Source organism: Pedobacter quisquiliarum (assembly GCF_014642175.1).
Classification (GTDB): Bacteria; Bacteroidota; Bacteroidia; order Sphingobacteriales; family Sphingobacteriaceae; genus Pedobacter; species Pedobacter quisquiliarum.
In genome coordinates, this window is sequence record NZ_BMIL01000003.1 from 380,633 (window position 1) to 391,977 (window position 11,345).

The 11,345-nt window shown below is 42.2% G+C and carries 15 protein-coding genes; 7 read left to right on the forward strand and 8 right to left on the reverse strand.

Translation table 11 applies throughout. From position 1 onward, the window contains the following. Window position 1: 1 nt before the first annotated feature. The 5 genes from pyrG to trpS all read right to left on the reverse strand — a co-directional run bounded on the left by pyrG (window position 2) and on the right by trpS (window position 4,731). Window positions 2-1,618, reverse strand: coding sequence for a CTP synthase (gene pyrG, locus IEW69_RS06575; protein ID WP_188626030.1), 1,617 nt, complete (start codon window positions 1,616-1,618; stop codon window positions 2-4). A gap of 168 nt (window positions 1,619-1,786) precedes the next feature. Next, the gene (locus tag IEW69_RS06580; protein ID WP_188626031.1) at window positions 1,787-2,329 is read right to left on the reverse strand and encodes a hypothetical protein; all 543 of its coding nucleotides are present in this window, start codon (window positions 2,327-2,329) and stop codon (window positions 1,787-1,789) included. Between the two features lie 23 nt (window positions 2,330-2,352). Next, window positions 2,353-3,087 (reverse strand): 3-deoxy-manno-octulosonate cytidylyltransferase, encoded by a 735-nt coding sequence (gene kdsB, locus IEW69_RS06585; RefSeq protein WP_188626032.1) that lies wholly within the window; start codon window positions 3,085-3,087, stop codon window positions 2,353-2,355. Beyond that, window positions 3,087-3,701, reverse strand: coding sequence for a deoxynucleoside kinase (locus tag IEW69_RS06590; RefSeq protein WP_188626033.1), 615 nt, complete (start codon window positions 3,699-3,701; stop codon window positions 3,087-3,089). The genes kdsB and IEW69_RS06590 overlap by 1 nt, the downstream gene beginning before the upstream one ends. A gap of 31 nt (window positions 3,702-3,732) precedes the next feature. Continuing rightward, complete coding sequence (gene trpS, locus IEW69_RS06595; protein WP_188626034.1) at window positions 3,733-4,731, reverse strand: tryptophan--tRNA ligase; 999 nt, start codon at window positions 4,729-4,731, stop codon at window positions 3,733-3,735. A gap of 126 nt (window positions 4,732-4,857) precedes the next feature. On the opposite strand from trpS, the gene IEW69_RS06600 reads away from it, so the two are divergent. The 6 genes from IEW69_RS06600 (at window position 4,858) to IEW69_RS06625 (ending at window position 7,838) form a co-directional block, all read left to right on the forward strand. Continuing rightward, window positions 4,858-5,592, forward strand: a complete 735-nt coding sequence (locus IEW69_RS06600) for a lysophospholipid acyltransferase family protein (RefSeq protein ID WP_188626035.1) — start codon at window positions 4,858-4,860, stop codon at window positions 5,590-5,592. After that, on the forward strand, window positions 5,589-5,879 hold the full coding sequence (gatC, locus tag IEW69_RS06605; RefSeq protein WP_188626036.1) for an Asp-tRNA(Asn)/Glu-tRNA(Gln) amidotransferase subunit GatC: 291 nt from the start codon (window positions 5,589-5,591) through the stop codon (window positions 5,877-5,879). The genes IEW69_RS06600 and gatC overlap by 4 nt, the downstream gene beginning before the upstream one ends. Window positions 5,880-5,939: 60 nt before the next feature. Next, window positions 5,940-6,695 carry an ABC transporter ATP-binding protein gene (locus IEW69_RS06610; protein ID WP_188626037.1) on the forward strand — a complete coding sequence of 252 codons (756 nt, stop codon included), beginning with the start codon at window positions 5,940-5,942 and terminating at the stop codon, window positions 6,693-6,695. 6 nt (window positions 6,696-6,701) lie between these two features. Beyond that, the gene (locus IEW69_RS06615; protein ID WP_188626038.1) at window positions 6,702-7,250 is read left to right on the forward strand and encodes a cob(I)yrinic acid a,c-diamide adenosyltransferase; all 549 of its coding nucleotides are present in this window, start codon (window positions 6,702-6,704) and stop codon (window positions 7,248-7,250) included. A gap of 86 nt (window positions 7,251-7,336) precedes the next feature. Continuing rightward, window positions 7,337-7,558, forward strand: a complete 222-nt coding sequence (locus IEW69_RS06620) for a DUF2795 domain-containing protein (protein WP_008240955.1) — start codon at window positions 7,337-7,339, stop codon at window positions 7,556-7,558. A gap of 121 nt (window positions 7,559-7,679) precedes the next feature. Next, entirely contained in the window at window positions 7,680-7,838 is a 159-nt protein-coding gene (locus tag IEW69_RS06625) for a lmo0937 family membrane protein (RefSeq protein WP_188626039.1), read from the forward strand. Between the two features lie 31 nt (window positions 7,839-7,869). Here IEW69_RS06625 and IEW69_RS06630 read toward each other — a convergent pair whose 3' ends face one another. The 3 genes from IEW69_RS06630 to IEW69_RS06640 all read right to left on the reverse strand — a co-directional run bounded on the left by IEW69_RS06630 (window position 7,870) and on the right by IEW69_RS06640 (window position 9,944). Beyond that, the gene (locus IEW69_RS06630; RefSeq protein WP_188626040.1) at window positions 7,870-8,550 is read right to left on the reverse strand and encodes a 2-C-methyl-D-erythritol 4-phosphate cytidylyltransferase; all 681 of its coding nucleotides are present in this window, start codon (window positions 8,548-8,550) and stop codon (window positions 7,870-7,872) included. Window positions 8,551-8,634: 84 nt separating this feature from the next. After that, window positions 8,635-9,684: a tRNA preQ1(34) S-adenosylmethionine ribosyltransferase-isomerase QueA gene (gene queA / locus IEW69_RS06635; RefSeq protein WP_188626041.1), complete on the reverse strand. Its 1,050-nt coding sequence runs from the start codon at window positions 9,682-9,684 to the stop codon at window positions 8,635-8,637. An 11-nt stretch (window positions 9,685-9,695) separates the two neighbouring features. Then, window positions 9,696-9,944 (reverse strand): hypothetical protein, encoded by a 249-nt coding sequence (locus IEW69_RS06640; RefSeq protein WP_188626042.1) that lies wholly within the window; start codon window positions 9,942-9,944, stop codon window positions 9,696-9,698. A 54-nt stretch (window positions 9,945-9,998) separates the two neighbouring features. Here IEW69_RS06640 and IEW69_RS06645 point away from each other — a divergent pair, with 54 nt between their 5' ends. Continuing rightward, window positions 9,999-11,243 (forward strand): ABC transporter permease, encoded by a 1,245-nt coding sequence (locus tag IEW69_RS06645; protein ID WP_188626043.1) that lies wholly within the window; start codon window positions 9,999-10,001, stop codon window positions 11,241-11,243. Window positions 11,244-11,345 lie beyond the last annotated feature (102 nt).

Here is an 11,345-nt window from a genome sequence, read left to right on the forward strand (position 1 = left end):
ATTAATTGGTTTTTTTCTTCGCATACTCCATCGCAGCGGCGACAAATTTAATAAAAAGTGGATGCGGATTAGCAACTGTTGACTTTAATTCTGGGTGAAACTGGCCACCCACGAAAAACGGATGATTTTTAAGCTCTACAATCTCCACTAAACCGCTGTCCGGATTGATACCAGATGCGACCATTCCGGCTTCTTCGTATTGTTTTAGGTACTGGTTGTTAAACTCAAAGCGGTGACGGTGTCTTTCTGTGATGTGCGCCTTCCCGTATGCTGAAAAAGCCTTAGTGCCTTTTTTGATGTCACAGGGATAAGATCCAAGACGCATGGTACCACCTTTGTTGGTGATGTTCTTCTGATCTTCCATCATGTTAATCACGGGATGAACGGTGTTTTCGTCAATCTCTGTTGTATTTGCATTTTCCAGGCCGATCACATTTCTACCGTATTCAATCACGGCACACTGCATACCCAGACAAATACCGAAGAAAGGTACATTATTTTCACGCACATAGCGGATAGCATCAATCTTACCTTCGATACCTCTGCTTCCAAAACCAGGCGCTACAAGTACGCCGTGAAGGTGTCCGAGCATTTCTTTTGCATTCTCAGGGTAGATACCTTCTGAGTGGATATACTCAACCTTTACTTTACATTCATTTTTGGAACCTGCATGAATAAAGGATTCTATGATGGATTTATAAGCATCAGGAAGTTCAACGTATTTACCGATCAGACCGATTTTAACTTCAGATGTCGGGTTCTTTAAGCGACCTAAGAAGTCTTTCCAAAGATCAAGATTAGGCTCATTCTTGCTAGGCAATTTAAGCTTGCTAAGTACAATTTTATCTAATTGCTCCTTCAGCATCAACAATGGAACATCGTAAATGGTCGAAGCATCGATGGATTCAATTACCGCATTCACGTTCACATTACAGAACAGAGCAATCTTCTTGCGGATGTCTGCATTGATGTGATGTTCGGTGCGGCACACCAGAATATCTGGCTGAATGCCGTACTCCAGCAATGCTTTAACCGAATGTTGCGTCGGTTTTGTCTTTAATTCACCTGCTGCTGCAAGGAAAGGGATTAAGGTCAGGTGGATTACAATAGCATTGTTTGAACCAGCTTCCCATTTAAACTGTCTTACTGCTTCAATAAAAGGCAACGACTCAATATCTCCAACTGTTCCACCCAATTCCGTGATCACGATATCAAACTCACCACTTTCACCCAATATTCTCATATTGCGTTTAATCTCATCGGTAATGTGTGGTACCACCTGAACGGTTTTACCCAGGTACTCACCTTTACGTTCTTTATTGATCACGTTTTGGTAAATACGACCTGTAGTGATGTTGTTCGCCTGAGAAGTAGGCTTGTTTAGAAAGCGTTCGTAGTGCCCAAGGTCCAGATCCGTTTCCGCGCCATCCTCAGTAACATAGCATTCGCCATGCTCGTAAGGGTTTAAGGTTCCCGGGTCAATGTTAATGTAAGGATCAAATTTTTGAATGGTTACATTATAACCTCGTGCTTGTAAAAGTTTGGCAAGTGATGCGGAGATGATGCCCTTTCCTAAAGAGGAAGTAACACCGCCCGTAACAAAAATATACTTTGTCATAGTGTTGAGTTGGAAAAAAGCTTGAAGGTGCCTTTTTAATTGTTTTTGTACGGGATACAAAGCTAACAATTTTAACTAAATGGCCTGCCTATCTTTTGTAAAAATGCAACTCTACAGGTGGTAATTGCGACAATTTAATGTCGTTTACAGGATGCTAAATGCTTCTTTCTAGCAGCATTTGTAATAAATCTTAACTTTTTGTTCGCGCGCAGACCAGGCAATGTAAACTTTGTTTTCCTGCCCAAGGCGGTACTTAAATCCGTTAAGGCCAGACTGTTTCAATTCAGCAAAAAATGCTTTATCGGGAACAAACTGGTCAGGATCCTCGCTTTCGGTCACTGCAGGTTCCAGGAAGTTTTCATCTTCGAAAAATGTTTTTAATTCTTCCTGCAGGAAGGCAATTTGCTTATCCTCTTTTTTCAGGTCTACAGTTTGTTTATAGCCGTCTATTAAGGTTTTTCCGTCAAAGTTCTGCGTGTACAACTGTTGCCCATTGTGCCCAATGATGCTGAACTTTAAAACCATATCCTTAGGTTTAGTACCGGTTAATACCACACGGAAGGTGTCCAGCTTTTCTAAATCACTGAATGGCTTTACAATCTGATTAACTTGCTCGTGAACAGCTGTTTCTGTAGTCGTAGATTTAGGATCACTTGAGCAACTTGCAAGTGAAAGAATGCCAACAAAGAGCAGCAGGGCGTTTAATTTCATAGGGGATAACTTGTATTAAATCTTTAATATAAAGACTTCAGTTTTATAAGATCTTCCGGTGCATCAACGGCAATAGTTTCGATATCGGTGGTGCGTGTCTGAATGGTGTATCCATTTTCCACCCATCGCAATTGCTCAAGGCTTTCAGCCAATTCAAGCAGGGAGGGCTGGAGTTTGGTAATTTCCAAAAGCGTTGGCGCCGTGTAGCCGTAAATACCAATATGTTTGTAGAATTGATGTTCTGCTAACCAGAAATCCTTTTCCTTGCCTCGAATGAATGGAATGGCTTGCCGGCTGAAATAAACGGCCTCTTTAGAAGCGTTTAGAATCACCTTTGGGATGTTGCTGTTGAAAAGCTCCTCATCACTAACAATCTTCTTTACCAAAGTTGCAAGCTGCGCCGTACTGGCATCAAAGCAGGAGATGAGCAGGTCAATTTGCTGAGGGTCGATATATGGCTCGTCACCTTGTATGTTGATGACCACATCGTATCCTGTTTCTTTAAGGATAACTTCTGCACAACGGTCGGTACCACTCTGATGGGCTGCACTGGTCAGGTGAAAACGGCCTCCAAAGCTACTCACCTCATCGGCAATGAGGACGTCGTCGGTGGCCACAATAACCGCATCAAGGCGGGATGACTTAGAGGCCTGTTCATATACCCGCTGAATCATGCTTTTACCATCTATGTCTACCAGGGGTTTCCCTGGAAATCTGCTGGAGCCGTATCTGGCGGGTATAATGCCTATTATCTTCATTAAAATAATCCGTGAATTTCTGCCTCTATCTTTTGAATAATAACGCCTAAATCTTCCGGATTGTTTGTGAAATCAAGCTTGTCTTTATCAAGGATCAGCAATTTGCCTGCGTTATAGCCCTTTATCCAGTTTTCGTACTTCTCGTTCAGCTTAGATAAGTAGTCAATTCTGATGCTTGCCTCGTAATCACGGCCCCTGCGTTGAATGTTATTTACAAGCGTAGGCACCGAAGCTTTAAGGTAAACCAGCAAGTCTGGTGGCTTAATAAACGATGTAATGTTGTCGAAAATGGCCCGGTAGTTTTCATAATCACGGGTGGTCATTAAGCCCATGTCATGTAAATTTTCAGCAAAAATATAGGCATCTTCGTAAATCGTTCTATCCTGGATAACATTCCTGGAAGAGCTTTGAATGTCCACAATCTGCTGAAAGCGGCTATTTAGAAAATAGATCTGCAGATTGAAGCTCCAGCGCTTCATATCTCCATAAAAATCCTCTAAATAGGGATTATTGTCTACAGCCTCGAACAAGGGTTCCCATTGATAATTCTTAGCAAGTAATTCTGTAAGCGTTGTTTTTCCGGCGCCTATGTTTCCGACAATTGCGATATGCATGTATTTGTATTTAGATGATGAAGGCCTGAGACTAAAACGATGTGAAACCAATAAGTGATCTTACTTCCTTGATGGTCTTCTGGGCGCTCTCTCTTGCCTTTAAGGCACCATGTCTGGCAACCTGACGCAAATAGGAGGTATCTTTCGCAATTTCCTCAATCTTCTCCCGGATCGGGGTGTTGAAGATGATCATGTCTTCAGCCAACTGCTTTTTGAAATCGCCATAGCGGATTGCACATTTGTTATACTGCTCATCAAAGTGATTTACGGTATCTGCTGGCGAAACAATTTTCATTAGGTTAAACAGGTTCTCAATGGCTTCAGGTTTTTGCTGATTTTCTTCTGTCGGACCGCCATCGGTAACGGCTTTAGAAACCTTTTTACGGATGATTTCCGGACTGTCAGAAAGATAGATGCAGTTTGCATCACCTTCAGATTTGCCCATTTTGCCTTTGCCATCTAAACCTGGAACTTTCACCAGATTCTCAGAGTAGCTGAATGCGAAAGCTTCCGGGAAAGTTTCTGAATTGTATAGACGGTTGAAGCGATTACCAAAAGTTCTGGTCATCTCCAGGTGTTGCTCCTGATCTTTTCCCACCGGTACCTTTGTAGCCTTGTGGATTAGAATATCTGCAGCCATTAAAGTCGGATAGGTCAAAAGGCCTGCATTTACGTTATCGGGTTGAGAACGAACTTTATCTTTAAATGATGTACTGCGCTCTAGTTCACCCATATACGCATTCATGTTCAGGTAGAGATATAGTTCTGCAACCTCAGGTACGTCAGACTGAATGTATATTGTTGATTCTTCAGGATTTATGCCGCAGGCAAGATATTCCACAAGTACATGTCTCACGTACCCATGTAAATCTGCCGGCGTGGGGTGTGTAGTCAGTGAATGTAAATCAGCGATGAAAAAATAACAATTATAATCATGCTGCATTTTTACAAAGTTCGTTACTGCTCCAAAATAATTACCCAGGTGCAACTTACCTGTCGGGCGAATCCCACTAACTACCGTTTCTTTCATGGGCCGAAATTAACAAAAAAGGCTTATTGAATTCAAATAATTCAATATTTGACCTTAGCACACCAATTCTCAATTCTATTCCATTCTGGCAATACCCTGAATGAATAATTCTTTACTTTTGAGCAGATGATTAAACTTCTAAGGCACGCTCACCGGATTTATTTCCTACTGATCATACTTGTATTTTCAATCCTATTCTATCCACTATACTGGCTTGCGGCCAGAAAACCCAGGTGGTACGGTATCTTAAACAAACTTCGGGTTTACCATAGCAAAATCTGTAGCATACTTGCGGGGGTTCGTTTTCGTTTTACCTTCGAGGTGCCTCTGGATCCAATACAGCACTACATCTACTGTGCAAATCATACCTCTAATCTGGACATCATGATCCTCTGTATCCTTGCGCAGGGGAGATTTCACTTTATGGGCAAGGCGGAGTTGGAAAACAATCCCGTGCTCGGCATTTTTTTCAGGACGATTGATATTGCGGTAAACCGGGAAAGCAAGATATCTGCATTTCGAGCGTTCAAAAAGGCAGGAGACAACCTGGCGAATGGCATGAGCCTGCTGATTTTCCCCGAAGGTGGCATTCAGGATGAACACTATCCACCACAGCTGGTGCCCTTTAAAAATGGTACCTTCCGCCTGGCGATCGAAAAACAAGTGCCAGTGTTACCCATCAGTATTGTAAACGCCTGGGCGCTAAGCTGGGATGATGGTTCAAAATATGGCACCCGCCCGGGTATTTGTGATATATATATACATAAACCTATCTTTACAGAACATCTGGAGATTAAACAGGATGATCAATTGAAACTGGAAGTCTTTAATACCATAAACAGTAAACTCGTTCGCACATGAACATCAACGAAGAAACCATACATAAAGTAGCGAATCTCGCAAGAATTGAGATCAAAGAAGCCGAGGTTCCAGGACTCATCGACGAAATGAGTAAAATTTTAACCTTTATGGAGCAGCTGAATGCGCTGGATACCAGCGGCGTGGAGCCACTCGTGTACATGAATGAAAGACATAACGTATGGCGGGAAGATAAAGCGAATACCGAGATCGCTGTTCATGATGCCTTAAAGAATGCCGCTGAACATAATGAGCGCTTCTTTATGGTTCCAAAAATTATAGAAAAGTAGGGCAACTTGTAACATAATGCCAGGTACTGCAGTCTTAACCCCAAAACTAAAAGCTTTTCTATGGAAACTCCATTAATCGTCATCAAAGATATCGGTCGTAAATATGTAATTGGTGCAGAAGTCATTCATGCATTGAAGTCGGTTTCACTCGATATCAATAAAGGTGAATTTGTGGCATTAATGGGCCCCTCTGGTTCTGGAAAATCAACTCTGATGAATATCCTGGGCTGTTTGGATACACCTAGCAAAGGTGATTACATCCTGAACGGCACCAACGTGAGCCATATGACCGACAATGAACTTGCGGAAGTAAGAAACAAAGAAATTGGCTTCGTTTTCCAGACATTTAACTTATTGCCACGCTCCACAGCCTTGGATAACGTTGCGCTTCCATTGATTTACGCAGGTGCAAATAAGGAGGAGCGCGATCGCAGGGCAACTGCTGCGCTGGAGAATGTGGGTCTTGAACACCGGGTGACGCACAAGCCGAATGAACTCTCCGGTGGACAGCGCCAAAGGGTTGCTGTGGCACGTGCCTTAATCAATAACCCTTCAATCATCCTGGCCGATGAGCCAACCGGAAATCTTGACACCAAGACTTCCATCGAAATTATGGGCCTTTTAGAAGAAATTCACAGTAAAGGCAACACCATTATTCTGGTTACGCATGAGGAAGATATTGCACAACATGCACACCGCATCATTCGTATGCGAGATGGCCTGATTGAAAACGATTATTTAAATACAGACATTAAAACGGTATCCCCAAGATTATCTAAATTGCAAGCGTCGGGTGACGACTTTGAACAAATTTGATAATTCATGAAGATATATACCAAAACAGGGGATAAGGGCCTCACTTCACTTATTGGAGGCACCAGAGTACCAAAATACCATCTAAGGATAGAAAGCTACGGCACCGTTGATGAACTGAATTCATACATCGGGCTTATCCGCTGTCAGCCTTTAGCTGCACATGAAATAGATGTCTTAAAGGAAATCCAGGATCGGCTATTTACCATCGGAGCAGAGCTTGCTGCAGATCCTGAACGTTCAAAAAGGAAGCTTCCGGATTTAAATACCGAAGACATAACACTGCTGGAAAGAGAAATGGATCAGATGAACGAAAGTTTACCGAACCTTACGCATTTCGTACTCCCTGGTGGCAATTCAACCGTCTCTTTCTGTCATGTAGCACGTTGCATCTGTCGCCGGGCAGAGCGCCTTGCAGTACACTTAGCTGCAGAAAGTCACGTGAATGAAAATATTTTGATCTATTTAAACCGGCTTAGCGACTACTTGTTTGTACTTTCAAGAAAAGTGAATTTTGATGCTGCTGAACCAGAAAATATATGGATTCCAAGGATGTAGCGTTATAGGAAAAATAGTTTGTTCTTATGAACATTTTTATTATACTTTTGCGGAAATTAATAATTTGTATATAAAAATCGAATAATATGTATTGGACACTAGAATTAGCATCGCATTTGGAAGACGCTCCATGGCCTGCAACAAAAGACGAATTAATTGATTACGGTATTAGATCAGGTGCACCAGTTGAGGTAATCGAAAACCTACAAGCGCTTGAGGATGATGGAGAACCTTACGAAACGATCGAAGAGATTTGGCCTGATTACCCGACAAAGGATGACTTTTTCTTTAACGAAGACGAATATTAACATATAGACACATAATTAGCCTTGCCACGCAAGGCTTTTTTTTTGGAACGAAGATTGTAATAGAACTGTCAGCAGCCTAACAGCTGAAAGAAACTTAAAACCTAACTAAAAAATTAAAATTATGGGAAATCTACTCTATTTAGTGGCCGTAGTACTAGTGATACTATGGATTATTGGCTTCTTCTTTAACGGTTTTGGCGATGTAGGTGGTATCATCCACGTGCTATTGGTGATTGCAGTTATCGCGATTATATTGAAATTAATCAATAGAGCGACCTAACTTCCAGGTTCAAAATATTTAAGGCTTCTGATTATTCAGAAGCCTTTTTTGTTGAATAGTATGTTGCAATGTCCAGGTCCTCCTGAAAGGTGATCTTTATATTCTGACGCTCCCCTTCAATAAGGTTGATGGCCGTGCCCATATGCTCCACTACAGATGCATCATCGGTAAATTCATTTCTAAAAGGTTGCAGGTATGCCTTTTTAAGTAACTTAACATCAAATACTTGTGGTGTTTGAATCAAGGCAACCATATTCCTGTTTAAAGCTTCAGAGCGCCCGCTCGGGCCAATCTTTCTGATGGAATCGGTTGGTTTAATGCTTACAACCACATTCCCCTGTGCCTCAGCAGCGACATAACTTCTCTTTATCAATTCGGGTGATACCAGGGGTCTTACGGCATCATGAACGGCTACAATCCCATTTGCATTTATGGCACTTAACCCATTGCTTACGGAGTGAAAGCGTTCCGTACCGCCGCTTACCAATTGATGCGGAATGGTGAAGTTATACTGTTCACAAAGGCCTTCCCAATACGCATGCTGGTGAATATTCAACACCAGAATCAACGTAGGATTTAAGCCACAACGGAAAAAAGCCTCCATCGTGTGCATTAGAATAGGTCGCCCTTGTAGCAATAAAAATTGCTTTGGCACCTCCGCATTCATCCTGGATCCGGAGCCTCCGGCTACAATAATCGCATAATAATTCATTCAAATAGGGCATTAAACAAAAATGGGAGACCTTGACCTGTCGGTTTAAATCTCCCATTTTAGCATTTTGAATATAATAATGTCTTAAATAATCAACATTGCGTCTCCATAACTATAGAAACGATACTTCTCTTTTAGAGCCACTTCATAAGCATTCCGCACATTTTCAAAGCCTCCAAATGCACTTACCATCATCAATAGCGTAGATTCTGGGGTATGGAAGTTTGTGATCATTGAATTCGCAATGTTGAATTCGTAAGGCGGGAAGATGAATTTGCTGGTCCAGTCATTCGCTGCTTTAAGTGTTCTTGCAGAAGATACTGCAGACTCAATCGCGCGCATAGAAGTGGTACCTACGGCACAGACTCTGCGTTTTTTTTCTATTCCCTGATTAACGATGTCCGCATCCTTCTGGGAGATGATGAACTGCTCAGAGTCCATTTTGTGTTTCGTTAAATCTTCAACTTCAACTGTTCTGAACGTACCCAGACCAATGTGTAAAGTAACTTCCGCAAAGTTGACACCTTTAAGTTCAAGGCGTTTCATGAGCTCACGGCTAAAGTGCATACCTGCAGTAGGGGCAGCTACAGCACCTTCATGCTTGGCAAAAATCGTTTGGTAACGTTCTTTATCCTGAGCAGTTGCCTTACGTTTGATGTATTTAGGAAGTGGCGTTTCGCCTAATATCTCGATGTTTTTTCTGAATTCTTCGTCAGTACCATCAAATAGGAAACGGATGGTACGTCCACGTGATGTTGTATTATCAACAACTTCTGCAACCAAAAGATCATCGTCGCCAAAATACAACTTGTTTCCTACACGGATTTTACGAGCTGGATCAACAAGAACGTCCCATAACCGCAACTCCTTGTTTAATTCGCGTAGCAAAAACACCTCGATGGTTGCACCAGTTTTCTCCTTGTTGCCATATAAACGAGCTGGAAAAACCTTAGTGTTGTTTAAAATCATTACATCCTGGTCATCAAAATAGTCCAAAACATCCTTAAAGATCTTGTGTTCAATTTTGCCACTATCCTTATGTAAAACCATTAAACGAGCCTCATCACGTTGGTCGGAAGGCGTACTGGCAACTAATGATTCGGGTAAATTAAACTTAAATTGTGATAACTTCATGTTTCGATGTACTAATTAAAGCCGCAAAAATACGAAAATAATTCCATTAGAATTGATATATTTTTTGTAAAGCGTCCAACTTTCAGGTCATATTTAAAACGCCAATTGTAAATGATCAGAATCAAGGATGGCAAGCGGTCCACCAGCCCTACACAAGGGGTCTCCAGGGTGATAGCCCTGTTAACCCCCTGTATGAGCCCTGTTAGGACCCTGTCGGGGCCTTGTAAAGCCTTGATCTTTCCCACATCTTTTCCGTCCATATTTTTAATATATTGCTGTAACCTTTTTACCTATTGGAGGTCTAATTCACAATTATGATGATAATCAGACTTATCGGGGAGAGCTTCCGCTTTGCGGCAGACGCCTTGCGGCAAAATAAGCTTAGAACAATGCTGTCTTTACTCGGCATCACCATTGGGATATTTACAATAATTTCCGTGTTTTCAGCAGTAGATACGCTGCGATATAAATTGCAGTCCAGTGTAGATAAGCTCGGTTCCAACACCTTATTTGTACAGAAGTGGCCATGGATCTTTGGCGGTGATTTCCAGTGGTGGAAGTTTGTTAACCGCCCACAACCCACCATGCGCGACTACAATGCACTGAGAGACCGTCTGGAGCATGTAGATGGAATTTCCTTTGAAGCAACTGCCGCCAACCGGACGCTCAAGTACCGGAGTGGATCTGTTGAAGGGGTGAACGTTATGGCGGTTTCCCCGGATTTCAATAAAACCTGGACACTTGACTTTCAGGAAGGCAGATATTTTACAGAAAGTGAAGGCCGGTCGGCAAGTCCTGTAATTATCATTGGCGCCGAAGTGGCGAACGGCCTCTTTGATGGTGAAAGCGCCATTGGCAAGCAAATAAAAGTGTTAGGACGCCGTATGACTGTCGTTGGTGTATTCAAGAAAGAAGGTGATGATATGCTTGGTATGTCTCAGGACAACAATGCCGTGATACCGCTGGTATATGCAAAAGGATTGTTTGATATTGAAAATGAACAATACCAACCGCAGATTACGGTAAGAGGTAAGGAGTCTGTTGGGCTGGAAGAAGTGGAAAGTGAACTTTATGGTACCATGAGATCGATCCGGAAGATTCGCCCTGGAGCTGAAGACGACTTCTCCCTTAATAAAACAACAATGCTTTCCAACCAGCTTGATATTATGTTCAAGATGGTGAATATTGCCGGATGGGTGATTGGTGGGTTTTCTATTTTAGTCGGCGGCTTCGGTATTGCAAACATTATGTTTGTATCTGTGAAGGAGCGGACAAACATCATCGGGATACAGAAATCATTAGGAGCGAAAAACTACTTCATCCTACTTCAGTTTATGTTTGAAGCCATAGCTTTGTGTTTAATGGGCGGATTATTAGGACTGTTACTGGTCTTTATGGTGACGCAGGCATTCACGCATTTAGCTGACTTCGAGATCATACTTGACATCAACAATGTGATCATGGGGATCAGCATTTCAGTAATCATCGGGGCGATTTCAGGCTTCTGGCCTGCATTCTCCGCCTCACGACTGGATCCGGTTGAAGCTATCAGGTCTTAAATTATAGATCAATAAAAAAGGGGGTGTACTGCAAAGGAGGCCACTGAAAAAGTCCTTTTGAATTAAAGGGTAAAAAGGAGCAGAAGACAAAGGTTTTCTGCT